The organism is Flavobacterium sp. (genome assembly GCF_041392005.1).
In the GTDB taxonomy this organism is placed as follows: Bacteria; Bacteroidota; Bacteroidia; order Flavobacteriales; family Flavobacteriaceae; genus Flavobacterium.
The window spans coordinates 1-26,175 of sequence record NZ_JAWKMX010000019.1; the positions used below are offsets into that span (position 1 = coordinate 1).

24 protein-coding genes and 1 tRNA gene are annotated in these 26,175 nt (G+C 31.0%); 7 read left to right on the top strand and 18 right to left on the bottom strand.

The genetic code is table 11. The features are described from left to right. The 11 genes from R2808_RS08955 to R2808_RS09005 form a co-directional block, all read right to left on the bottom strand. Positions 1-347, bottom strand: a 347-nt coding sequence (locus tag R2808_RS08955; RefSeq protein WP_371270634.1) for a GIN domain-containing protein, incomplete at its 3' end; no start/stop codon positions are given. 76 nt (positions 348-423) lie between these two features. After that, positions 424-1,527 carry an acyloxyacyl hydrolase gene (locus R2808_RS08960; RefSeq protein ID WP_371270635.1) on the bottom strand — a complete coding sequence of 368 codons (1,104 nt, stop codon included), beginning with the start codon at positions 1,525-1,527 and terminating at the stop codon, positions 424-426. A gap of 1 nt (position 1,528) precedes the next feature. Further along, positions 1,529-2,395 (bottom strand): dTDP-4-dehydrorhamnose reductase, encoded by an 867-nt coding sequence (rfbD, locus tag R2808_RS08965; RefSeq protein WP_371270636.1) that lies wholly within the window; start codon positions 2,393-2,395, stop codon positions 1,529-1,531. Beyond that, on the bottom strand, positions 2,389-2,940 hold the full coding sequence (gene rfbC, locus R2808_RS08970) for a dTDP-4-dehydrorhamnose 3,5-epimerase (protein WP_371270637.1): 552 nt from the start codon (positions 2,938-2,940) through the stop codon (positions 2,389-2,391). Before rfbC ends, rfbD begins: the two co-directional genes overlap by 7 nt. Before the next feature lie 82 nt (positions 2,941-3,022). Next, positions 3,023-3,883 carry a glucose-1-phosphate thymidylyltransferase RfbA gene (gene rfbA, locus R2808_RS08975; RefSeq protein ID WP_371270638.1) on the bottom strand — a complete coding sequence of 287 codons (861 nt, stop codon included), beginning with the start codon at positions 3,881-3,883 and terminating at the stop codon, positions 3,023-3,025. 63 nt (positions 3,884-3,946) lie between these two features. After that, positions 3,947-4,954, bottom strand: coding sequence for a dTDP-glucose 4,6-dehydratase (gene rfbB, locus R2808_RS08980; RefSeq protein WP_371270639.1), 1,008 nt, complete (start codon positions 4,952-4,954; stop codon positions 3,947-3,949). Next, positions 4,951-5,922, bottom strand: coding sequence for a hypothetical protein (locus R2808_RS08985; protein WP_371270640.1), 972 nt, complete (start codon positions 5,920-5,922; stop codon positions 4,951-4,953). The genes rfbB and R2808_RS08985 overlap by 4 nt, the downstream gene beginning before the upstream one ends. Before the next feature lie 2 nt (positions 5,923-5,924). Continuing rightward, the gene (locus R2808_RS08990) at positions 5,925-7,622 is read right to left on the bottom strand and encodes a hypothetical protein (protein ID WP_371270641.1); all 1,698 of its coding nucleotides are present in this window, start codon (positions 7,620-7,622) and stop codon (positions 5,925-5,927) included. Between the two features lie 37 nt (positions 7,623-7,659). Further along, a complete protein-coding gene (locus tag R2808_RS08995) occupies positions 7,660-8,574 on the bottom strand; it encodes a carboxypeptidase-like regulatory domain-containing protein (protein WP_371270642.1) in 915 nt (304 codons plus the stop codon). A gap of 2 nt (positions 8,575-8,576) precedes the next feature. Further along, positions 8,577-10,067, bottom strand: coding sequence for a GH3 auxin-responsive promoter family protein (locus tag R2808_RS09000; protein ID WP_371270643.1), 1,491 nt, complete (start codon positions 10,065-10,067; stop codon positions 8,577-8,579). A gap of 3 nt (positions 10,068-10,070) precedes the next feature. Further along, a complete protein-coding gene (locus R2808_RS09005) occupies positions 10,071-10,940 on the bottom strand; it encodes a murein hydrolase activator EnvC (protein ID WP_371270644.1) in 870 nt (289 codons plus the stop codon). Positions 10,941-11,068: 128 nt separating this feature from the next. On the opposite strand from R2808_RS09005, the gene tatA reads away from it, so the two are divergent. Continuing rightward, positions 11,069-11,269: a twin-arginine translocase TatA/TatE family subunit gene (gene tatA, locus R2808_RS09010; RefSeq protein WP_371270645.1), complete on the top strand. Its 201-nt coding sequence runs from the start codon at positions 11,069-11,071 to the stop codon at positions 11,267-11,269. A gap of 86 nt (positions 11,270-11,355) precedes the next feature. Here the strand turns inward: tatA and R2808_RS09015 are convergent, their stop codons facing one another. From R2808_RS09015 to rpiB, 5 genes are all read right to left on the bottom strand, one after another. Further along, on the bottom strand, positions 11,356-13,488 hold the full coding sequence (locus R2808_RS09015) for a Tex family protein (RefSeq protein ID WP_371270646.1): 2,133 nt from the start codon (positions 13,486-13,488) through the stop codon (positions 11,356-11,358). Positions 13,489-13,505: 17 nt separating this feature from the next. Further along, entirely contained in the window at positions 13,506-14,642 is a 1,137-nt protein-coding gene (locus R2808_RS09020) for an ATP-binding protein (RefSeq protein ID WP_371270647.1), read from the bottom strand. Positions 14,643-14,769: 127 nt separating this feature from the next. Next, positions 14,770-15,678, bottom strand: coding sequence for a cation diffusion facilitator family transporter (locus tag R2808_RS09025; RefSeq protein ID WP_371270648.1), 909 nt, complete (start codon positions 15,676-15,678; stop codon positions 14,770-14,772). Positions 15,679-15,721: 43 nt separating this feature from the next. Next, positions 15,722-16,267, bottom strand: coding sequence for a hypothetical protein (locus tag R2808_RS09030; protein WP_371270649.1), 546 nt, complete (start codon positions 16,265-16,267; stop codon positions 15,722-15,724). A gap of 5 nt (positions 16,268-16,272) precedes the next feature. Then, the gene (gene rpiB / locus R2808_RS09035) at positions 16,273-16,704 is read right to left on the bottom strand and encodes a ribose 5-phosphate isomerase B (RefSeq protein ID WP_371270650.1); all 432 of its coding nucleotides are present in this window, start codon (positions 16,702-16,704) and stop codon (positions 16,273-16,275) included. An 88-nt stretch (positions 16,705-16,792) separates the two neighbouring features. On the opposite strand from rpiB, the gene R2808_RS09040 reads away from it, so the two are divergent. The 4 genes from R2808_RS09040 to R2808_RS09055 all read left to right on the top strand — a co-directional run bounded on the left by R2808_RS09040 (position 16,793) and on the right by R2808_RS09055 (position 21,593). After that, positions 16,793-17,317, top strand: a complete 525-nt coding sequence (locus R2808_RS09040) for a DUF1905 domain-containing protein (protein WP_371270651.1) — start codon at positions 16,793-16,795, stop codon at positions 17,315-17,317. Between the two features lie 593 nt (positions 17,318-17,910). Then, entirely contained in the window at positions 17,911-20,088 is a 2,178-nt protein-coding gene (rnr, locus tag R2808_RS09045; RefSeq protein WP_371270652.1) for a ribonuclease R, read from the top strand. Between the two features lie 46 nt (positions 20,089-20,134). Continuing rightward, positions 20,135-20,809: a head GIN domain-containing protein gene (locus R2808_RS09050; protein ID WP_371270653.1), complete on the top strand. Its 675-nt coding sequence runs from the start codon at positions 20,135-20,137 to the stop codon at positions 20,807-20,809. 88 nt (positions 20,810-20,897) lie between these two features. Then, on the top strand, positions 20,898-21,593 hold the full coding sequence (locus tag R2808_RS09055) for a LysE family translocator (protein ID WP_371270655.1): 696 nt from the start codon (positions 20,898-20,900) through the stop codon (positions 21,591-21,593). A gap of 150 nt (positions 21,594-21,743) precedes the next feature. Here R2808_RS09055 and R2808_RS09060 read toward each other — a convergent pair. Then, positions 21,744-21,814 (bottom strand) — tRNA-Cys (locus R2808_RS09060). A 121-nt stretch (positions 21,815-21,935) separates the two neighbouring features. Between R2808_RS09060 and R2808_RS09065 the strand changes: the two genes are divergently transcribed. Beyond that, positions 21,936-23,849, top strand: a complete 1,914-nt coding sequence (locus R2808_RS09065) for an LTA synthase family protein (protein WP_371270656.1) — start codon at positions 21,936-21,938, stop codon at positions 23,847-23,849. An 89-nt stretch (positions 23,850-23,938) separates the two neighbouring features. Here the strand turns inward: R2808_RS09065 and folB are convergent, their stop codons facing one another. Beyond that, on the bottom strand, positions 23,939-24,298 hold the full coding sequence (folB, locus tag R2808_RS09070; protein ID WP_371270657.1) for a dihydroneopterin aldolase: 360 nt from the start codon (positions 24,296-24,298) through the stop codon (positions 23,939-23,941). A gap of 106 nt (positions 24,299-24,404) precedes the next feature. On the opposite strand from folB, the gene R2808_RS09075 reads away from it, so the two are divergent. Further along, a complete protein-coding gene (locus tag R2808_RS09075; protein WP_371270658.1) occupies positions 24,405-26,090 on the top strand; it encodes a glutamine--tRNA ligase/YqeY domain fusion protein in 1,686 nt (561 codons plus the stop codon). The last annotated feature ends 85 nt before the right edge of the window (positions 26,091-26,175 follow it).

A 26,175-nucleotide genomic window follows, 5' to 3' on the forward strand; every position in this document is an offset into this window, starting at 1 on the left:
TGTTCGGTTTTACTGTGAATTTCTTCCAAATTAGGTGCGGTTACATACACCGTTGTTAGTCCATAATCGCGTGCAATATTACAGGTTGATTTGTCTTTTACCACTAGCATATCGCCTTGCATACTCACTTCTATTTCATCTAGAATATTATCGCTGGTTTCTATTCTAACTTCATAATTTATGCCTTCTTTTATCACTAAACCAACACCAGAATACACTTTAACTTTCTTAAATTCACCAACATTATAGGTTTGAGTCACTTTATTACCGTTGCCTTTAAAACAATCTTCAGATATACCACAACTTGCAGTAATCAGTAAAAGTAGTATGTAAAAATATTTATTCATATTTTATTTAATCAAAAGCAATCAAAATAATATATAACAAAGTCTTTGCTCTTTTTTCTTTTCTCTATAGTCTATTTTACAACCTCACTCCTACAGTTGCTTCAATGGCCTCTGCTCTACCTCCGTGTGTTTTTAATCCAACTCCAGTAAACCAATTTTTATATACATAATATTTCATGCCAATACGCTGATATACATCTATTTCGTAGTTAAATGGCTTATAAACATAATACCCAAATTGCGTTTCAATGGACAATTTATTGATAAATAACTCATGCCCAACAAATATACCTACACGTTTATAATCCGTATCGGCGTCGGTATAACTTTTGTGATCTGTCGGAAATGCCACCGAAGAAAACGCAATATAATCTCGTAAATATCGTGAAAAAAACACGTCAGTTCCTAGTTGTAGCGCACTTTTTCTACCTATCCTTTTATCTGCATAAAATCCTAAATGATAAAATTGTCGTTGACCAAGATTTGGAATCGGCCCTTCGGAACGTCCGGTGCGAAAAGCTAAATTGTATTTTATTCTTTCTTTATAAGATTGTTTTGTTGGTAATGAATCATGAATATAGTCTTGCGTTTTTTCAAAATTATAATTCAAACTTATCGTTGCCGCTAAAGTATTTATACCGCTATTAGGCGCTTTAAATCGTCCGTTTGAAAAATGAGTAAGTAACAATCCGGCTTGAATTCCCCAATTTCCAAATAAATGTTGTTTTTGGTATTGTAATAAAAAATAATTATTGTCTAATATTTTAGTACCAAAAGCATTGTTTTTGTTGTTGGTTTCTTTATCATAAGGATTAGAAGTAATGCCAATTCCTTGTGAAATTCTAAAAAGTATATGTCTCTTTAGAAAATAGAAATTGTAGTGCGCACCTACAGCATGATTAACACCTAACGTTTCGTTTTTAAAGTCGATAAACTGGTACGAAACACCATAATCTGGATAATTATACACTTGTTCCCATTCTTTTTTTCCGTACGTTTTCCAGTTATAACTCAGTAATAAACCATCTGGATGCCCTGAAATTAAATGCGAAACATAGTCGGCATGTTTTATTACGTTACCATGAAAATATTGCGCATCAATATACGTTGCATTTTTTTCTTTATTTTGTGAAAAGAAAACTAGCGGAATTAGTAAAAAAAGTAAACAAAATCGTTTCATTTTAGTAGTTGTCCAAACAATTGGCTAAACTGGTTTTCCAATCGTTAATCGCTATATCAAATGTAGCTTTTATTTTTGATTTATCTAAAACACTATATGCTGGTCGTTTCGCTGGTGTTGGAAATTGTGAAGATGGTATCGGTTTTAAATCAATTGTAATATTTTTTTGTGCGAATATTTCTTTCGCAAACTCATACCACGAACATTGACCTTCATTACTGAAGTTGTAGATGCCATAATTAGATGCTGAAATAAATTCAGCATGACAAGAATCGATTATTTTTATTAAAGCATTTGCTAAATCTACGGCATATGTTGGTGTTCCTATTTGATCGTTTACAACTGAAAGGCTATCTTTTTCAGATGATAAACGAAGCATGGTTTTCATAAAATTGGCACCAAACTGCGAATACACCCAAGACGTTCTTATAATAAAATGTTTTTCCCACGTTGCTTGAATAATTTGTTCGCCTCGTAATTTGGTTAATCCGTAAATACTTGTAGGATTGGGTATTTCGTTTTCTAAAATTGGTTTTGTAGCATTTCCATCAAAAACAAAATCGGTGGAAACATGCAATAATATGGTATTATGTGTTTTACAAACTTCGGCTAAATTTTGAGCACCACTAGCATTTACTGATGCTGCTTTTTCTTGTTCCGATTCGGCTTTATCAACAGCAGTATATGCGGCGGCGTTAATGCAAAAATCGGGTTGGTATTTTAGAAATATACTTTCACAATTGGTAAAATTGGTAATCTCTAATTCTGAAGAAGAGCAAAAAACAAAATCAATTTCTGAATATTGATTGGCAACAAATTGAAGCGATTGCCCTAATTGTCCGTTGGCTCCTGTTACTAAAACTACCATACCTTTTTAGCGTTTTCTAAAGAAGGTAAAACTGTATCTTTTTCGGAAATAATCATTTTTTCTGTAGGAAAATTCCAATCGATAGCAATTGTTTCATCATTAAAAATGATGCCACCTTCACTTTCTTTATTATAAAAATTGTCACATTTATAAAAAAAAGTAGCTGTTTCGCTTAGTACTAAAAAGCCATGTGCAAATCCGCGAGGAACAAAAAACTGTTTTTGATTTTCTGCAGAAAGTAACACCGCTTCATACTGACCAAAAGTGGGTGAATTCGGGCGAATATCAACGGCAACATCCAACACTTCGCCTTGTAAAACACGTACTAATTTAGCTTGCGCATGTTCGCCACATTGATAATGTAAACCACGTAAAACACCTTTTGAAGAATACGATTGATTATCTTGCACAAAATGAACGGTTTGTCCTACGCCATTGGAAAATGTTTTTTCATTAAAACTTTCCATAAAATAGCCGCGTTCGTCTTTAATTATTTTTGGCTCAAGGATAAAACATCCTTTTAGTTTGGTTTCTAAAAATGTCATTATAAATTTCAATATCAAATTCAAAAACAATATCAAAAATTAAGCAAATGAATCTTAATTCTTAATACTGAAAATCTTAATTCTAACTTATCAAACTCATTAAATGAGTTCCGTAGCCACTCTTCATTAAAGGTTCGGCTAATTTTTGTAATTGAGTAGCATCAATAAAGCCCATTTTATAGGCGGCTTCTTCAATTGCACCTATTTTTAATCCTTGTCGTTCTTCAATAACTTGTACAAATTGACCCGCTTGCATTAGCGATTGAAACGTACCTGTATCAAGCCATGCTGTACCTCTATCTAAAATAGATACTTGCAATTTCCCTTTTTGAAGATATACTTTATTTACATCAGTAATTTCGAGTTCGCCACGAGGGCTTGGTTGAATATTTGCTGCTATTTCCAACACTTCATTATCGTAAAAATAAATACCCGGAACTGCAAAATTAGATTTTGGCTTTGTTGGTTTTTCTTCAATAGATAATACTTTTCCGTTTGCATCAAAATCTACCACTCCATAGCGCTCAGGATCATGTACATGATAGGCATAAACGATTCCTCCATCAGGATTATTATTAGCTTGTAATAATTCAGCTAAACCCGTGCCATAAAAAATATTATCGCCTAAAATTAAAGCCACTTTATCGTTACCTACAAACTCTTTTCCAATAATAAAAGCCTCTGCCAAACCATTTGGATTTTCTTGCACGGCATATTCAAACCGACAACCTAATTTTTTACCATCACCCAATAATTTTTCGAACAACGGTAAATCTTGAGGTGTTGAAATAATTAATATTTCACGAATTCCTGCCCACATCAATGTTGATAATGGATAGTAAATCATCGGCTTGTCATAAATTGGCATCAATTGTTTACTTACTGCTAATGTAAGTGGATGTAAACGTGTTCCTGAGCCACCGGCTAATATGATTCCTTTCATAATTTCAAAGTCAAAAGTTTAAAGTTTAAAGTTTAAAGTTGATATAACAACTAAAACTTTTCTTTAAAACTTATTAATATACCATTCAATTGTTTTTACTATTCCCGATTCGAAATTTTCATCGGCTTTCCATCCTAATTCATTTTCTATTTTGGTCGCATCAATAGCATAGCGCATATCGTGTCCTGGGCGATCTTTTACAAATGAAATTTGTTCCTTATAACTACCCAATTGCTTTGGTTTAATTTCATCTAAAATAGCACAAACTTTATCTACTATATATAAATTATTGCGTTCATTTCGGCCACCGATGTTATACGTTTCACCTGATTTTCCAGTTTTGAAAGCGAGTTCAATTCCTTTACAATGATCAAGAACATACAACCAATCACGCACATTTTTTCCATCGCCATAAATAGGAATATTTTCACCAGAAAGTGCTTTACGAATAATGGTTGGAATTAATTTTTCGTTATGTTGTTTTGGTCCATAATTATTGGAACAATTGGTAGTTACTACATTCATGCCGTAGGTATGGAAATAGCTTCGCACAATCATATCGGAACCTGCTTTTGATGCCGAATAAGGGCTGTTTGGCGCATATGGTGTAGTTTCTTCAAACAAACCCGTTTCACCTAATGTTCCGTAAACCTCATCGGTTGAAACATGATGAAAACGTGAATTTTGAAATTCCGATTTATAATTATTAGGACCATTCATCCATAATTTTCGTGCCGAATCAAGTAGATTAAATGTTCCTAAAACATTGGTTTTTATAAACGCTTCTGGACCCGAAATGGAATTATCCACATGGCTTTCTGCCGCAAAGTGAATTACATCGTGAAATTGATGTTCTGCAAATAAATTTTTAATAAATTCACTATCGCAAATATCGCCTTGAACAAAGGTGTATCTTGGATGATTTTCAATTTCTTTTAGATTGTCTAAGTTTCCTGCATAGGTTAATGCGTCTAAATTAACCAAGTGATAATCTGGATTATTTTCTATAAAATAAGGAACAAAATTAGAACCAATAAAACCAGCGCCTCCTGTAATTAGTATTTTTTTCATTCTCTGTTTCTTTTTGCCATTTGTTTTGAGTAAAATATTTTAAAAAATTTAAGCATAACAAATAAAGCTAACAATGCAATTGGATAAACAAATTTTCTTTTTCCGTTAATGCCTTTTGTGTTTAACTTATTAATAGAAACACTAATATCTTTAATAATTTTATCGTTATTTATTAAATTAATTTTTAATTTTCCTTGCGCATCAACCAAATTGTTTTTAGTTGTAATAATTTCATTTAACTGGTTGTTATCGCTTATGTAAACCATTTTATCTGTTTTAGCACCGCTAGCCGTAGATTTTGCAAAACCATCAATTAATGAGTTAATCTGAGTAATAATGCTATCATTAGCCCTCATTTGTATCGTTTCATTTTCTAAATATTGCTTTTTTATAGCTTCGTAATATTCAGAATTATTAAGGAAATTTAATAGTGGTTCAACTGTTTTACTGTTTGTTGTAGTGCTTGATGTAGAAAATTTTATTTCGTGCAAAGGATAATTTTTACTGGTTACATCGCCTTCAATAATTTTCTCGATATCGCCGTCTTCGGCCATTAATTCAATTAGTTCGAAATTACCTTTATTGTTTTCTACGAATTTAAACACATCCATTATAGGTTTTATTTCTATTTTACCAAGATCTTTAATATTTTTAAAACCAAGGTTTTTAAAGAACATTGTGTCTTTTTCTTTTTTCTTTGCGTCTAATAATGAAACTTTAGAATACAAATAATCTACACTTCCAAAATTTGGCGTTACAATTATTTGGTTGTCGTATTCTTTATCGATTTTATCTACGTACAATCCTAAAAGAACACCTACAACTAATAAAATAACAATTACAATTATATTTTTTTTAACGAATAAAATAATATCAAAAAAGAAATCAAGAATGGATTGAAAAAAGCTACCAATTTTACTAAAAATTTGACCTAAATCGATTTCTTGATCGTGAGAATTTGTACTCATAATTAGTTTTTATTAATGTTAAAAATTTGTTCTAATATTTTAATAGTAATTAAATACGTTGGTTTTACGCCTGTAGTTCCTAATCCGCCAGATGCTAAAGTACTTCCTGTTTCTAGTGGATTATCGGAAGCATAATACGCATAGCGCACTTTTACATTTGGATTAATACTTTTTCTAATTTTTGAAGCGGCTTGAATTGCTTTTTGATAATAAGCACCTTCCATTTCGAGACCAATAGCTTTCCAAGTAGATTCGTGGAAAAATTTTAACAAATCGCGATTTTGGAGTGATGTTCCTAAAACCGTAATCATAGGGCCATCAAAAACTGGAATTCCATTTCCGTCGAACATTTCTTTGGTTAATTCGTTTTCGAACGGATAATTATCGGCAGTTCCTTCGTTTACATGTGCATTCGGAATCATAATATCGCCTTTGCCGCCTTCTAGAATTCCGGCTTTACCCATTATAGAAACCGATTCTACGTTTAAAAATATTTTTTCTTTATTGTGTTTATACGGTTTTAGCAACTCGTCTATAGTTTCAAATGCTTGCTCGCCAAAGGCATAATCCATTACAATTAAAACTGGTTCGTTTCCTTTTTCGCTATTTGCTTTTGCAAATAATGTTTCTTTATGGTTAATTTTAGCGGTGTCAAAAATTTGAACATCAATATTGGTTCCTGATGCGTCGGGAAGCGAAATCATTCCGTGTTGCAAAGCATATTTTTCAACCTGATTTCGCAATTCTTTATTGCCTGAACTGCTTAAATCTTCAAATACTTGATAATCGCCTAATTTTGTGTAGTTTTTTCCTAAAACGGGTTCTGCAAAAAGCGAATTCATTACACTATGCATATTGGCACTTATAATATGTAACGGACGATTTATTAATTTATTTTTTAATAAAACTTGCTTTATGTTGTTTGCCCAAATTTCGCCATAAATATGATGTCCTAATCGTTCTCTAAGAATGGGACTAAAAGTAATGGTTCGTTTATTATTATCGACAATTTCTTCTATAGCTAATTTACCTAACCAATAAATAACGTGTAAAAAACGGTCGGGTTGTTCGGTTGTAGCAAATTTGTCGTAAATATCTTGTACTTCGGCAAACGTTCGTCCTAACACTACCGATGCGTGCGACATAGCAATTTCGCGTTCTATTAATGTTAATTTCTTTTTATGCGAAACATAGTGTTCTAGTTTTTCCCAATCGCGAGCTACATTACCTTCTTCATCAATTAAAACACGATCTTTTATTTTGTGCGATTCGATAAAAATAAAGGTCAGGTGTGTTAAAATATCATAAATATCGGAACGTCCTCTAGTGATTTCAACATTCATTTGTTCGCTATCAATTCTGTAGCAATTTCTTCTTCTTTTAGGCGGAACAATTGCTTTAAAATGAGAGCCCGCATAACCTTCGTCGGAAGTTAAATTGATATAGCGACATTCTTCAATTCCTATCGGTAAACGTTCAATAACGTAAAGCAATCCGTTAAGCTCTACTTTTTCTTCGGCTATAGAGCCATAAATTTCGGGGCGAAGTTCTAAAAGTGCATTTCGCAACGTTTCGCCAGAAACGCCCATTGGTTTGTAAAATCCGCGATTAAACAAATGGCGCATCGTAATATACAAGCGTTCAATTGCGCCTGATGATGACTGAGCACGTGAACGTGAAATATTTTGAGTTTCTTTCATATACAATTCTTTAACCAACAAAGATACAGTTTTACTACTAATTTGAAAGAGTAATTTTTAGCGATGGAGCTAAATACTTATCGTGGTATTTTCTCATTAATAAATTTTCATAGCTTTTTGGGGATTTTAATGTATGTTTTTTTGATTTTGACCAATTTCCATTAATTGAAGATTGCCAAACAATATCTTTTTCTTCTGGTATAAAACATAATTCTGGTTCTATAGACAATGACTTTTGCGTTCTTTTTTCTCCTTTGTCATCTTTATAATTAAATTCATAAAAATATTTATTTTCTTCAATTAATAGTTTTTCAAAAGAAACGAAAAAACCTTCATTTGGAATTTTAAAACGAAAATTACTTAAATCTACAATATTAGTGTTTTTACCTTTTTTTACAGAAATTATAATTTCTTCATCTATTAAATTTTCGCCAGGATAATTATCTTCTTCTAGACCTAAAATTTTAATTCTAATTTTTGCATTTTTAATTTCTGATTTTGTTAAAAATTTAATTTCTTTTAAAAAAGGATGAGTTAGCATTTCATCAGTTGGCTTAAAAAAAACAGCAGAATTTATATTTCCTAATCCTATTCTAAAACCACTTTTCTCATAATTTCCAACTTCAATTGTTTCTGTATTTTTGGGTTTTTCAATAACCAATTCGTTAAGTTGTATAGCTGCTGGAACTAAAAAAACTTCTGTTATTTCGGTTGATGAAACAGTTTTGGTTTGATAACCCAAAGCTGAAAAAACAATATTCTTTTCTTCGGAAATGTTTAACACAAAACTTCCATTTTCTTCTGAATTTGTACCAATAGTTTCGTTTTCGACCCAAATGTTTACATATGGAATAGGTTTTCCAGAAATACTATCTTTTACAATTCCTTTTAGTTGAGAAAATGTAAAATTTGATACAAATAATAAAATTAAGAGTAGTCTTTTTTCTTTCATCTTTATTCTTTATTCTCAAAAAATGAGGCAATTTTTCTATCGTTGCTCAATCGTGGTAATTTATTTTGTCCGCCTAGTTTTCCTATAGATTTCATATAGTCTTGAAATCCGTTTTTCGGTACTTTGGTTATCACTAAACTTCGTAAAACATTTCCAGTAATTAAATCTTTATAATAACTGTTTTGTTTGCACAAAGCAGCATCTATTTGTAAAGCAAATTCTTCTAAATTATCGGGTTCATTTTCAAATTCGATCAACCATTCATGATACGGTAATCCTGCCATAGGTGTAATTTGTGGAGCAACCGTAAATTCGTTTACTGTAACCGTTGTGTTTTGCATGGCTTCTTGCAAAGCTGTTTCTACTTCTTTTCCAATAACGTGTTCGCCAAACGCCGAAATGTAATGTTTTATTCGCCCCGAAACAACTACCCGATACGGTGCTAAACTCGTAAACTGAATAGTATCGCCAATGTTGTATGCCCATAAACCAGCGTTAGTAGAAATAATTAAAACATAATTAATGTTGAGTTCTACTTCGCCTATTGTATAGCGTTTTGGGCTTTCGGTAAAAAATTCATCGGCTTTAATAAATTCGTAGAAAATACCAGAATTTAACAATAATAGCATTCCTTTTTCGGTTTGCGAATCTTGATAAGCAAAAAAACCTTCGGAAGCAGGAAACAATTCTATCGAATCTACTTTTCTTCCTATTAAATTTTCAAATTTTGCTCGGTATGGTTCGTAATTTACGCCACCGTAAATAAATAAATTGAAGTTTTTAAAAATTTCGCCAACGGGTTTATTGGTTTTTTCTTTTAGCTTTTCAAAATACATTTGTACCCACGACGGAATACCTGAAATTACCGACATATTTTCTGGTAGTGTTTCTGCAACTATTGCATTTACTTTAGTTTCCCAGTCTTCTATGCAATTGGTTTCCCAACTTGGCATTCGGTTTTTTTGTAAATATTTTGGCACAAAATGGGCAACAATTCCAGACAAACGCCCGAGTTTAATGCCATTTTTTTCTTCTAAAATAGGACTGCCTTGTAAAAAAATCATTTTACCGTTTACAAAATCGGCTTTTCCTGTTTCGTGAATATAACTTAAGATAGCATTTCGGGCAGCTTTAATATGAAAAGGCATCGATGCTGCAGTAAGCGGAATATATTTTGCACCCGAAGTGGTTCCTGATGTTTTGGCAAAATAAAGCGGTTTTCCTGGCCATAATATATTTTCTTTTCCCGCAACAACCGCATTAACATATTCTCGCAATTGCTCATAATCGCGAACGGGAACATTTTTTTGAAAATCTTGAATAGAAGAAATTTCTGAAAAATGATGTTCTTTTCCAAATTGTGTTTCCTTTGCTTTTAGAATTAAATTATTAAAAACTTGTTGCTGTGTTTGAGTAGGATTATGTATCCATTTTTGATTTTTTTGATGAATATAAGCAGCAAATAATTTGGCAGCAAATGATTTTATTGACATAATTTATTCGAAATTAATAAACTGAGCAGGATCTATAGGAAATCCGTCTTTCCATAATTCAAAACGAAGCGATATATTTCCATTCGGATTTAAGGTGTTTCCTGCAAGCGCAATAACTTCGCCCGATTTTACGGTATCGCCTTGTTTTTTAGTAATGCTACCCGCATTTTTATATACTGATAAAACACTACTTTGATGGCGTACAATAACGACATAGCCGTTGTTGGGTGTCCAGTCGGCAAACACTATTGTTCCTGGTGCTATAGCTTTAATAGGTGTATTATTCGCCAGTGCAACTGTAGTAGCTAAATGATTGGTTTTTTCGTTATATTTTTCGAGTATTTTTCCTTGAGCAGGTGGAAAAAGTACAAAATTTACTTTTGGTTTAGACGATTCAAAAACATTGTATTTATCGTCTTGTTTTACTTTTTCTTTTAAATTATTTTCGGTTTCACTCGATTGCATTTCTGACTCGTCGATAGTTTGCTTTTCGGCAGCAATAATAGAATCTTTACTAAATTTTGCATATTCTAAATTGCCTGTTAACACTTTTTTTATCGATACAATATAGGCGTTATTTTCGCGCATAACTGCCTCTAAAGAATCTGATTTTATAGCTAAATCCATAGCTTCTTTTTTGAGTTTAGTAGAAGCATAACCTGGAATATATTCACGCAAAGGTGTAAAAGCAATAATGTAGGTTGTTATAGCAATTAAAAAAATAGCGCCTAATGTGGCTACCACAAACACATTCATTAAATTGAGTTTTAATGAAAATGTTTCTTCAAAAGTATCTTCATTTAAAATGATTAAACGTCGTTTATTAAATAGTTTTTGGCTTAATAATTTACGTTTTGCTCCTTTTTTTGCCATTTTTAAAATTTTGATTCTTACAAAGATACTAATTACGGTGTTTTTTAATTGTTTTACTGATAATAATTCGTTAAAAAATTATTGGTTGAATATTTCTTTTTATCTTTGTACTGTAAACTTTTGATGATATGAATACACTTGCAATATTTTTAGGAGCAATAGGAGCACCACAAGTTATTTTAATTGTGATAATAGTGCTTTTATTATTTGGTGGTAAAAAAATTCCAGAATTGATGAAAGGCTTAGGCGGTGGCGTAAAAGAATTTAAAAATGCCATGAAAGACGACGAACCTAAAAATTCTAAAAAAGAAGAAGAAAATAAAGAATAATTATTTTTTTACAATAAAATAAAAATCCCAACTTTATTTGTCATTTTGAATTTGTTTCAGAATCTATAAAGTTGGGTTTTTTTTATTTAAATAATCATTGATAGCTGAATTCGTTTGCGAGCTTCATCAACTTCAACTACTTTAACTTGAACGTGTTGGTGCAATTTTACCACTTCATTTACATCGGATACAAAACCTGCTTTGAGTTGCGAAATATGTACCAAGCCACTTTCTTTAATTCCGATATCTACAAAACAACCAAACGCTGTAATATTGTTCACAATTCCAGGTAAAATCATTCCTGTTTTTACGTTTGCAATTGAACGTACTGTAGGATCAAACTCAAATACTTTTGCGGCTTTTCTTGGGTCGAGTCCTGGTTTTTCGAGTTCTTTTAAAATATCTTTTATACCTAAAATTCCAACATCATTTGTTACGTATTTTTCAGGCGAAACTTTGGAAATAAATTCTTTATTACCAATTAAATCTTCCACTTTTAATCCTAAATCTTTCGCCATTTTTTCAACCATTTTATACGATTCGGGGTGCACTGCCGAATTGTCTAACGGGTTTTTTCCGTCTTTTATACGAATAAAAGCAGCGGATTGTTGAAATGCTTTGTCGCCTAATCGGGGCACTTTTTTCAACTGATTTCTATCGTAAAAAGCACCATTTTCAGCTCGAAAACTTACTATATTTTCGGCTAATTTTTCGCCAATACCACTCACATAACTTAATAATGCTTTACTCGCAGTGTTCAAGTTTATACCTACAGCATTTACACAACGCACTACAGTAGTGTCGAGTTCATCTTTTAATTTACTTTGATCGACATCGTGTTGGTATTGCCCCACACCAATTGATTTTGGATCAATTTTTACCAATTCTGCCAACGGATCTGATAACCTTCTGCCAATAGAAACCGCGCCACGAACTGTAACATCATAATTTGGAAATTCTTCTCGGGCAATTTTACTAGCCGAGTACACCGAAGCACCCGCTTCTGACACTACAAAAACTTGAATTGGCTTGTCAAAAGCTATTTTTTTAATAAAAAATTCGGTTTCGCGACTCGCAGTTCCGTTTCCAATTGAAATGGCTTCAATATTATACGCATTCACCATTGAACGGATTTTTTTCATCGCCATAGCTGTGTCGTTTTGGGGTGCGTGTGGATAAATATTTTCGTTATACAACAAATCGCCTTTTTCGTCTAAACAAACTACTTTGCAACCTGTTTTAAATCCAGGGTCAATAGCTAAAATTCGCTTTTCGCCCAAAGGTGGAGCAAGCAACAACTGGCGTAAATTTTCCGAAAAAACATCTATGGCTTTAATGTCTGCTTTTTCCTTGGCCTCTTGTAATACTTCATTGGAAATTGCTGGCTCGAGTAATCGTTTGTAACTATCATCTATGGCTTTTTCGAGATGATACGCACTTTCGCCTTCGTTTTTTATAATGTTTTTATCAATAAATCGTAAAATTTCGTCTTTATCTTCATCAGAAAGTACAATTTTGAACTTTACAAAACCTTCTGCTTCGGCACGCAACATTGCCAACAATCGATGCGATGGTGCTTTCATTAAATTTTCGCTCCATTCAAAATATTGTTTAAATTTTTGAGCTTCATCGTCGTCTTTTTTAGTTTTTACCACTTTGGTTTCAACTAATGCTTTTCGTTGAAACGTTCGACGTAAATTTTTACGCACAAAAATATTTTCGTTTATCCATTCGGCAATAATATCGCGTGCACCTTGCAAAGCTTCGTCTTCGTTGGTAACTTTATCATTTATATATTTTGATGCCAAGTAGTCTAAATCATCATTACGTTGTGCCATAATGATTTTTGCCAATGGTTCTAATCCGTTTTCGCGGGCAACATCGGCTTTGGTTTTTTTGCGTTTTTTATACGGTAAATACAAATCTTCTAATTCTTGCAAATCGAAACTCGCATCAATTTTTGATTTTAAATCTGGAGAAAGTGCATTTTGTTCTTCAATTGATTTTAGAATTGACTCTTTTCGTTTTACAATTTCGTCGAATTGTTTGTTTAATTTAGCAATCGTTTCAATTTGCACCTCGTCGAGATTGCCAGTTTTATCTTTTCGGTAACGCGAAATAAACGGTATGGTGCAATCTTCATTTAAAAGTTGAACGGTATTTTCAATTCCTTTGGTAGGAAATTGTGTAGCTGTTTGTATAAATTGGATATTGTTCATGAGTAACTTTTATCTTCTTACATTATAAAATCTAAATAATTATTTTTGGTAATTACTTCAAAAGTTGCGTTAGGATAAGCTTTTGCGAATGCTACTGGAATTCTTACCTTTTTATTTTCATTCCATTTGAATTCAAATCCAGCTAAATCATCGGCATTTTCTTCGAGCCAATCCATTTCTTGTTGGTCGTACGTGCGCCAAAAATAATTATTTCGAAACATTTTTTGATACTGTTGTTTTTTCATGCGTTCTGATGCTAAATAATTTTCCCATAAATCGCCAATATCGGTACGATTTTGAAACACATTAAAATTATTAAGAATACCATTTCGTATGCCATTATCATAAAAATACCAGCGTGACGTTTTGGTAATTTCCTTGCGTAAATTTCTTGAAAAACCTTCTACTTTAAATAAAATAAACACTTTAGAAAGTAAATCGAGATAGCGTTCAACAGTGTTTTTTGATAACTGTAATTGATTACCCAGTTCTTGCATCGACACTTCTTTACCAATTTGATATGCAATTAAACGGAGTAAATCGTAAATTTTATCCGAATTTTTAATACCATCAAACACTAAAATATCTTTTAATAAATACGAATTGACAATTTCGCGTAAATACCTTTGTTTGTCGTACCAACTCTCGTAATGCGTAAGCTCAGGATAGCCACCATAAAGTAAACGTTCTTCAAGATTTTCAAGAGTTTCTTTGTAATTTTCATAAGGCGAAAACTCCATTTGTGCAAGAGGAAATAAAAACAACGTATTTTTTCGGCCTACTAATGGCTCGCCCAGTTTATTATTTAAATCGAACATTGACGAACCCGTAGCCACTACTTTAATACCTTTAATATGATCAACAATAAACTTTAATTTTAATCCAATATCATTAATATTTTGCGCTTCATCAATGATAAGTAAATCAATATTTTCGAGTAAACGGCTATAATTTTCGATCGAGCGATTTTCGAGCAAACGCGCATCATTCAAATCCTCCCCATTTAATTGCAACACCTTTTCATTTGTTGCCGTCACATATTTTTGAATTAATTCTGTTTTACCCACACGTCGTGCACCCAATAAAATAAGCACTTTGTTAGGTTTTATATGATTTTTAAAATCGTCGAAAACAGCACGTTTAATATAGTCCATATCCTTATTTATTGTATCAAACTGAATACAAATATAGTAAAAAAATATAAATTCCGTCAGTTGATTGACGGAATTTAGCTAAATTAAGTCAGTTGATTGACGGAATTTAGTTAAAATTATGGGTTTATTAATCCTGAACTATAAAATCTTTAGAATCTTCTTTTTTAAATTCGGGTTGAATATTAATATGATTAATTCCAAATTTTTGAAATAAAACATATTCTACTTTTTGTAATAAATTGTTGAATTCACTCAATTTAATATCATCAATACAGTCTAAATGTGCTTCTAAATGAAGTTCTTCTTCGTTTAAGTTCCAAACGTGTATGTGATGTAATTTTTTTACCCCATCAATTTTATGCACTTCGCGTACTATTTCTTTAATATCAATAGCATCTGGCGTAAAAAGCATCAGCATTTTTGTAGATTTTAATAGCAAATCGAAACCAACTACTATTAAATAAATCGCAATTAAAATAGTCATCACACTATCAACCCAAAACCATCCATAAAACTTCATAAGTAATCCACCAACCAATACAGCTACCGAAGCCATCATATCTGTAAATAAATGTAAATAAGCCGATTTCATATTTAAGTTATGATCAGCGTCTTTTTTTAATAACAACACAGAAATTCCGTTGACAACAATACCTAATAATGCCAGCCAAATAACTAAATTGGATTCAATTTGATGTGGATGAAAAAAACGTTCTATTGCACCATAAATTAAGATGAATGCCACAATAATAAGCGTTGCGGCATTTACAAAAGCCGCTAAAAGCTCGGCTCTTTTATACCCAAAAGTAAATTCAATAGATGCTTTTCTTCGAGATAATTTATGTGCTACTAAACTAAAAACAAGCGACAACACATCGGAAAAATTATGTAGTGCATCCGAAATTAACGCCAAACTATTAGATAAAATTCCACCAACAATTTGTGCCAAAGTAATGACCACATTCAATAGTATAGATACTATTAAATTTTTTCCTTCTACATTATGTTTATGAATATGTACGTGGTCGTTACTCATTATTTATACAGTTTGATATTAGAAGATTAGAAAGTTAATGAAATTATGATTTAATTTTTAATTCCGTTTTAAATCTTTTTGGTCCGTTAATAGATTTAATAGGTGTAATTTTAAGATTATATTTTATATTATACAATTTTAAAACATTATCTGTTAACTCTTTTTTATTTTCATAAATTTTGAAATCATTTAAATGTGTTCTTAAAACTCCTGTTGCTTTTCCAATTAAAACCCAACCTATAGAAAAAATTATTATTGGTATTCCTAAAACGACCAATCCTAACCCACGATAATTCTTTAATTTTTCAGTCAAATAGAAAGTTCCATAAATTGAAAAACAAACAATCATTAAACCAAATATTAAAAAAACAACAAAATATATATAAACCAAAATTTTTTGATTTTTACATTTGAAATAATCAATATTTACATCTTCAATTACTTTCTTATAATTTGAATCAAAAGAAATTTTAGAACATGTATCATTAAAATTAGGTGGTTTATTATTAATAGAACAAACTGTGCCTTTTTCTATGATAAAATTTCTTTTATCACATAATAAACAATGATCTGTTAATTTTATTGACATTTAATTTACTTACAAGCAATTTTTTGAACTCTTTTATCATGGCGGCCTCCTTCAAATTCGGTAGTTAAAAACGTATGCACCATTTCAACCGCTTGTTCTATTGAAGTAAATCGAGCAGGAATACTTATTACATTAGCATTGTTGTGTAGGCGCGCTAGCGCCGAAATTTCTTTGGTCCAACATAAAGCCGCACGTACACCTTGATGTTTATTAACTGTCATCGCTATTCCGTTACCCGAACCACAAATTACTATACCAAAATTAGCTTTACCTGTTTCAACATCGTAGGCAACCGGATGACCAAAATCGGGATAATCAACACTCTCAAAAGTATCAGTTCCGTGGTTTATAACTGTGTGTTCGTTTAATTCTAAATACTTTACAATTGCTTTTTTGTAGTCGGGACCCGCATGGTCGTTTCCTATTGAAATAATCATGATCTGTTAGTTATGTGTTTATATATTTTTACAAATTTAGGCAGATTCTATGATAAGTTATCCTAACTTTGAAAGTAAATTTTTGATTATGAATTTTGAAGGTGTTATTTCTAGTTTTGACGACAACAATTTAGGTTATGGTCCATATATCATTATTCCTGAAGCTATTTATGAAAAAATGTTGCCGCAAACAACGGATAAACGTATAAAATGCACGCTAAATAATTCACTCACTGTTTCACGGGCGATGTCTCCAAAAGGTGATTTTCATTATATTTTATTGAATAAAGAGGTTTTAAAAAAATGTAAACTAGAAATTGGTGATGAAGTTTCAGTAATCATAAAACCCGATGAATCAAAATATGGTATGGAAATTACTGAAGAAATGGAAGAAGTACTTTATAGTGATCCAGAAGGAAGCAAAATATTTCATCAACTTACACCTGGTACGCAACGTACACTTATTTATATAATCAACAAAATTAAAAGTTCACAATTACGCATTGAACGAAGTTTTGTAATACTCGAACACCTCAAAAAAATGAAAGGAAAAGTAGATGGAAAAATATTACAACAAGATTTTAAAGAATATCGTGAGAAATTCAAAATATAAACGCTAATTAACAGCAAAATTTTCCATTGTTAATTAATTTTTACAATTAATTGATTTTTAATTCATTATAAATTAACAGTAATTGTTAATAATTTTGAATAGAAAATCAGAACTATTTTTAAAACCTAAGCAAATTTATATATACACAAATTCAATTGAATAAAACAACACAAATTTTTAAATTTTTATTGGTTACTTATTGATAAAAAAAGTGAGTTTATTAACAAGTTTTAATAAAAAAATTGTTTACCAAACCCTAATAAAAATAGAAATTAACAGTTGTTAATAAGTTGTATTCAATTCATTATTTTTTAATCAAAATCAAATAATTAGAGTAAAAAATAAGTGTTGATAGAATTGTATAAAATTGTAAAACTTTAAAAAAAAGAAAATTCAAAAAAAGTTTTCACGCTTATTAACACGCTATCATTATCATCATAAATTTTAAAAATTTTAAAAATCTTTTTTTGTTGTTTTTAGAAGTTGTTGAAAACTTCTCTATTTTCAAATGTTACAATTTTATTAAATCTAATCTCTTTTTTCTTTTTTCTATTTTCTTCTTCGTAACTTTCAACTTTATTTAGAAAAGATATATGAGTAAGAAACCAAAAAAATTAGGAAATAAAACAAAAGATTTTACAGCACAGATTTATAAAATTTTAGCAAAAGAACCGTCTAAATCGTTCAATTACAAACAAATTGCAGCGCAACTAGAACTTAATGATACCAAAAGTAGAAACGAAATTATTCGCGATTTAAAACTTTTAAAAGCTCAAGATAAAATTCATGAAACCGATAGAGGAAAATACCAAATGGTTTCAAAAGCCGAATACTATGAAGGTGTTATTGATATGACTTCTCGAAAAACGGGCTATTTTATGTGCGATGAATTAGAAGACGATGTTTTTGTGCCGTTTATCAATCTTAATCACGCTTTGCATGGCGATAAAGTGCGTGCTTATATTTATAATCGTAGAAGTTCTCGTAAACCAGAAGCCGAAGTTTTAGAAATTTTAGAAAGAAGTAAAATAGAATTTGTTGGTGTAATCGATATTCAAAAAAACTTTGCTTTTGTAACTACTTCGCATCCTAAAATGTACACCGATATTTTTATTCCAAAAAATAAAATAGGTGAAGCACAACACGGTGATGTTGTTTTAGTAAAAATGGAAGATTGGCCAAAAAAAGCCGATTCGCCTTTTGGTTCGGTAATTAAAGTTTTAGGAAAACCAGGCGAACACAATACCGAAATTCATGCTATTTTAGCAGAATACGGCTTACCTTACGATTTTCCTATTGAAGTAGAAGCATTTGCTAAAAAATTAGATACTTCAATTACTCCAGAAGAAATTGCTAAGCGTCGTGATATGCGAAATGTTTTAACTTTTACTATCGATCCAAAAGATGCAAAAGATTTTGACGATGCTTTATCATTTGAAGTTTTAGAAAATGGAAATTACGAAATTGGTGTTCATATTGCTGATGTTTCGCATTATGTACAAGAAGGAACAATTTTAGATGAAGAAGCTTATAATCGAGCAACTTCAGTATATTTGGTTGATCGTGTTGTTCCAATGTTACCCGAAGTGTTGTCAAATTTTGCTTGTTCCTTGCGTCCGCATGAAGAAAAATACACGTTTTCGGCTGTTTTTAAATTAAATGCTAAAGCAGAAGTAGTCGATTCTTGGTTTGGCAGAACCGTAATTTACAGTGATCAACGTTTTGCTTATGAAGAAGCACAAAGTATAATAGAGTCGAAATCAGATATAATTCCTGCAGAAATATCTTTAACTGGAAAGGAATATAAAGTTGATAATGCTATAGTTGAAGCTACTTTAAAATTAGATGAATTAGCTAAAATTTTACGAAGTAAACGTATGGCTCATGGCGCTATTTCTTTTGATAAAGTTGAAGTCAAATTTCATCTAAATGAAAATGCTGAACCAACTGGTGTTTACTTTAAACAAAGTAAAGATGCCAATCATCTTATTGAAGAATTCATGCTTTTAGCAAATAGAAAAGTTGCCGAATTTATTGGAAAACAAAAGAAAACATTTGTGTATCGTATTCACGATGAACCCAATGAAGATAAATTGATGAGTTTACAAACAGTTATTAAGCGTTTTGGGTATTCATTAAATTTTAAATCAAAAAAAGATATTTCCAATTCGTTGAATAATTTACTTACTGAAGTTCAAGGTAAAAAAGAACAAAATATGGTCGACACCTTAGCGATTCGTACCATGAGTAAAGCTGAATATTCTACACATAATATCGGTCATTACGGATTAGCTTTCGATTATTACAGTCATTTTACATCGCCTATACGTCGTTATCCCGATGTAATGGCACACCGTTTGTTGCAATATTATTTAGATGGTGGAAAAAGTGTGAGCGAAGAAGTGTATGAAGAAAAATGTCAACACTCGTCGCAAATGGAAAATTTAGCTGCCAATGCCGAGCGCGATTCTATAAAATATATGCAAGTAAAATACATGCAAGATCATAAAGATCAAGAATTTTTAGGTGTTATTTCAGGCGTTACCGAATGGGGAATTTATGTAGAAATTATCGAAAATAAATGCGAAGGCATGTGCCGTATTCGTGAATTAAAAGACGATTATTATGTGTTTGATGACAAGCAATATGCAATGGTTGGCGAAGTTTCTAAAAATATTTTACAATTAGGCGACGAAGTTTACGTTAAAGTTAAAAATGCCGATTTAGTAAAAAAACAATTAGACTATTGGTATATCCGTAAAAAAGAATAACAATAGTGTTATTCTGAATTTGTTTCAAAATCTAAAATTTATATCTATGAAAAAACTATTTATAAATGGTTTAACTTTTTTAATGTTTTCAATAGCTAATGCTCAAGTAGAGAAAAATTTAGGAGATTTTCATAAAGTAACCAGTTTCGATCAAATTGATGTAACTTTAGTAAAAGCATTAGAAAATAAAATAGAATTGAAAGGCAATGGCGCCAATGAAGTTGAAATTATCAATAAAAACGGCGAACTAAAAATACGTATGCCTTTTTCTAAAATGATGCAAGGCGATGCAATTTCGGCTACTTTATATTATAAAAATATAGAAGCTGTTGAAGCGAATGAAGGCTCACATATCAGTTCTAATGATGTTTTTACAACTAGTCATTTTGATATAATTGTAAAAGAAGGCGCACAAGTAAAATTAATATTAGAAACTGAAAAACTATCCGTTCGTATTTCTAACGGAAGTATATTAGAACTTACAGGAAAAGCCGATTTTACAGATGTTTTAATAAATTCTGGTGCCGAATATGAAGCTAGTGATTTACTTACAAAACAAACTACCGTAACAGCAAATGCTGGCGGAAAAGCAGAAATATTTGCAACCGATTATGTTAATGCAAAAGTAAGAGCTGGTGGTGAAATAGATATTTATGGGAAACCAAAACAAATTGACCAAAAAACAATTGCTGGTGGAAGCATAAAACAAGTTGCTAAGTAATTAGTAAACAGTTTCTAGATTTTTTTAACTTTGTTAATAGAATAAACTTTTTACTAATTACTAGTTACTAATAACTAATTACTAAAATTTGCATTTCGAAGATATTTTAACCGCTATTCCTTGGGGATTATTATTAGCCTTTTCTATTGGGCCAGGTTTTTTTGTATTATTAGAAACTAGTATTACCAAAGGATTTCGTGCGGCATTTACGTTTGATTTAGGAATTGTTTTTTCCGATTTTATTTTCATTCTTGTGGCTTATTTAAGTACTAATAAGTTATTAGAACAGTTAAAAGACAATCCAACACTTTTTGTTGTAGGCGGAATCATAATGTTTGCCTACGGTTTAATTTCTTATATTTTACTCAAAAGAAATTTCAAAAAACAACAAGATATAATTGAAGACGAAGATAATATTCCAAAAAACAATTACTTCGGATTATTTTTTAAAGGATTTTTACTTAATTTTATAAATATTGGTGTGCTAGGATTTTGGATGATGATTATCATTACTTATGGCCCACAAATGAATATGGATACGCAACGAATTTTTATTTTTTTTGCTGCAATTTTAGCTTTTTATCTGGTTTTTGATTGTGCTAAAATATTATTAGCCAAACAATTAAAAAATAAACTTACACCCCAAAATATTTATAAAATAAAGCGCGTTATTAGTATTGTAATTTTAATTTTTGGTTTGTTTTTTATACTTCAAGGATTTTTCCCAAAAGAAAAAGAAATGATTACAAATAAATTTCTTAACGAAAAATCAATTATAGAATAATTTTTAGAAAAAATTATTACATAAAAAAAACTATTTTTTTAAGTAACTATTTCTATTTAGAGGCATCGTTCGGAAATATTTTTAATTAATTTTTTCTAAAAATTTTATATAAAAAAAGAGCTACTTTTTCAAGTAACTCTTTCTATTTTGAGGCATCGTCCGGATTCGAACCGGAGTAGACGGTTTTGCAGACCGGTGCCTAGCCGCTCGGCCACGACGCCTTAATTGGAACGCAAATTTACATTATTTTTCTTCTTTGCCAAAAAATTAAGACAATATTAAGTTACTTTTTTAATAATAATTGCTGCTTACTTTTACTTTTGATTGCTAAATTATACGTAAATGGGAAAATTAAAGTATTTAAAACCAATAGGATTATTCTTTTTATTAGGGCTACTTATCAATTCATTAAGCCGAATAATTTTATTTTTTATTTTTAAGGATCGTGCTGTTGAAACTTCAAATTATATCGATTTATTTTTTATAGGTTTACGTTTTGATACTATTTTACTTTCCTATATTTCCTTTTTACCTTTTCTATTAATTACTTTTTTACCTGATAATTGGTTGCAAAAAATTAAGAACTTTTTCGCTATATATTTTATTTTTTTCTTAGTAATTATTCTTTTAATGGAGCTTTCAACTCCCGATTTTATTCATCAATACGATACACGTCCCAATCGATTATTTCTCGATTATTTAATTTATCCAAAAGAAGTTATAGGAACGCTTTTAAAAAGCTATTTATCTTCATTAATAATCACTTTTCTTATTTTAATTGTTGTCGTTTATTTTGCTTTTAAAAAAGGAAAATATTGGTTTTACCCAGTACAATCAATGTATAAATACAAATTACTTTTCTTTTTACCAGTTGCTTTTTTATTGTTTTGGGGAGCTCGTGGTAGTTTAACTTCAAAACGCCCAATAAATGCTAGTAATGCCATTTTTTCGCCAGACCAAATGACGAATTCTTTAGCATTAAATTCAACCTATACTGTTGCTTTTGCAGCCTATTCATTAAAAAATGAAGGTAATGTTAAAAAATATGGTAAAATGGATGAAACCGAAGCTTACAACCGTGTAAAAAAATATATGGATGTAACTGAATTTATTCCATCGGATGTTCCATTTTTACACCACGTTCAACCCGATTCTATTCAACCAAAATATAATGTCGTAATTTTTCTTCAAGAAAGTTTAGGTGCAGAATATGTTGGTTGTTTAGACGGATTACCTTTAACACCAAATTTTGATTCCTTAGCAAAAGAGGGTTTATTGTTTACTAATTTGTATTGTACTGGTACACGTAGTGTTAGAGGAATTGAGCAAGTTACTTCTGGATTTATTCCTAATCCTTCTGAAAGTGTTGTGAAATTAGGTGGCGCTCAACAAGGCTTTTATACGCTTGCAGAAGCTTTCGGTGAGCAAGGGTATGATACAAGTTTTATTTATGGTGGTATGGGTAACTTCGATAATATGGCATCTTTTTTTAATGGAAATGGCTTTAAAAATATTATTGATGAAACCGATTTTGATGCTGATGGACAAAAACATGCTTTTAAAGGAACTTGGGGTTATTCTGATGAAGATTTAGCAATAAAAGCTAATGAATATTTCAAATCACAAAGCAATAAACCTTTCTTTTCATTGATGTTTTCTACTTCTAATCATGAGCCTTTTGAATTTCCTGATGGTAGAATAGAATTGTATGAAAAACCAAAAAATTCTGTTCACAATGCTATGAAATATGCCGATTTTGCCATTGGAAAATTCTTTGAATTAGCTAAAAATGAAGCGTATTTTAAAAACACTATTTTCATCGTAATTGCCGATCATAATACGCGAACTTATGGAAAAAATTTAGTTCCTGTAAATAAATTTCACATTCCTGCTTTGGTTATTGCTCCTAATGTAAAACCAGGTGTTTACAATAAATTAGCCAGCCAAATGGATATTGCTCCTACACTTTTAAAACTATCTGGAATTACAACAAATTCACCCATGGTTGGAAATAATTTAATGCAAAAAGAAACCGCAAAAGAACGCACTATTATGTTGTTTCACGAAACCTATTCATTTAGAGTGGGCAACGAAATTGTGGTGTATAATCCAAATGCAAAACCCTTACAATTTAAATTGGAAAATGATACTATAATGACGCCAATGCCATTAAATGAAGAATTGGCAAAAGATGGTTTAGCGCATATTATTTCATCGAGCAATTTATATAAAGACAGAAAATACAGAATGAAATAAGTATTAGATTATAAATGTTATAGTAGTTATATTTTAAAACCTCAAAGGTTTCCAAAACCTTTGAGGTTTTTTAGTAAATAATATTTTCTTTAATTTCGAAACTCTTCCATTTCAATTGTAACACTTTCTACATCGCCGCCAATAGGTGGATTTATTTTAGAAACACCAATTTTTATACGTGAAACTTGAGGTAATTCACTAAAAATTCTTTTGACTATTCTATGCGCTACATGTTCTAATAATTTGGCTCTTATTGCCATTTCTTCAGTAACAATTCGGTTTAAATCAACATAATCAACCGTATCATGTAAATCATCTGTTTCTACCGATTTACGCAAGTCGGTTTTGATTTCTAAATTTACTAAATAATCACTGCCAATGTGCCCTTCTTCTAACAAACAACCATGATACGAATAGGTACGAATGTTATTTAATTTAATAATTCCCATTTTATTCAGTTTACAGTTTACAGTTTACAGTTTACAGTCTTTTCAATTAGCAAACAGTAAAACTTCTAAACTAATTATTATCTTTGTCAAAAGTAAAAAAAAGACCATGTCAATTGAAGAAAAATCATTGAATTTTATAGAACAAATCATTGAAGAAGATTTAAAAAATGGTTTGTCAACCAATAAATTACGCTTTCGTTTTCCACCAGAACCCAATGGTTATTTACATGTTGGGCATGCTAGTGCTATTTGTTTAAACTTTGGATTAGGATTAGATTATAATGCGCCAGTAAATTTACGTTTTGATGATACCAACCCAAGTAAAGAAGAACAAGAATATGTAGATGCTATTAAGCGCGATGTAGAATGGCTTGGTTTTCAATGGGATAAAGAATGTTATGCTTCCGATTATTTTCAACAATTATACGATTGGGCAATTAAATTAATCAAAAAAGGAAAAGCCTATGTTGATAATCAGTCATCGGAAGAAATGGCGAAACAAAAAGGAACACCTACACAACCAGGTACAGATAGCCCAAACAGAAATCGTTCGATTGAAGAAAATTTAGATTTATTTGAACGTATGAAAAACGGTGAATTTCCAAACGGAAGTTACGTTTTGCGTGCCAAAATTAATATGGCATCAACCAATATGTTGATGCGCGATCCTATAATGTATCGTATTATGCACGCACATCATCATCGCACAGGCGATAATTGGTGTATTTACCCAATGTATGATTGGGCTCATGGTGAAAGTGATTATTTAGAACAAATTTCACATTCGCTTTGTACATTAGAATTTTTACCACATCGCGAACTGTATGATTGGTTTTTAGATCAAATTTATGATGAAAATAAAGTACGACCAAAACAACGTGAGTTTGCTCGTAGAAATTTGTCGCACACGGTAGTTTCTAAACGAAAATTATTACAACTTGTTGAAGAAAAGTATGTTACTGGTTGGGACGATCCGCGAATGAGTACCATTTCGGGTATGCGCAGACGTGGTTATCCGCCTATGGCTATTCGAAATTTTGCAAAAACTATTGGTATTGCAAAACGTACAAATTTGATAGATGTTTCTTTATTAGAGTTTTGTGTGCGTGAAGAGTTGAATAAAACTGCGCCACGTGTAATGGCTGTTTTAAATCCTGTGAAGTTAGTTATTACCAATTATCCTGAAGGAAAAGAAGAATGGCTAGAAGCCGAAAACAATCCAGAAGAGGAAGTGATGACGTATCGTAAAGTTCCTTTTTCAAGAGAATTATATATCGAAAGAGAAGACTTTCAAGAAGAAGCTCATAAGAAATTTTTTAGATTAACTTTAGGAACAGAAGTACGTTTAAAAAACGCCTATATTATTAAAGGAGAACAAGTTATAAAAGATGAAAACGGAAACATAACCGAAATTCATTGTACGTACGATGTAGATTCTAAATCGGGAAGTGGTACCGAAGCTAGCAAACGTAAAGTAAAAGGAACTATTCATTGGGTTTCTATTGCGCATGCAAAACAAGCTGAAGTTCGTGTGTATGATCGCTTGTTTAGTCATGAAAACCCAGATGGCGATAAAGATGTTGATTTTAAAAATTTTATTAACCCAAATTCGTTAGAAATTATTACGGGTTATGTAGAACCAAGTTTAACAACAGCAAAAAATTTAGATCAATTTCAGTTTCAGCGTTTAGGATATTTTTGTGTCGATAAAGATTCGAGTAAAGAAAAATTGGTTTTTAACAAAACTGTTGGTTTACGCGATTCTTGGGCTAAAATTAAAGACGTTCAATAAATTAATTTATCATAAATAATAAATATAGTTACAATACATAAAATAAAAATAATTGATAGAAAACCTATCAATTATTTTTGTTTTA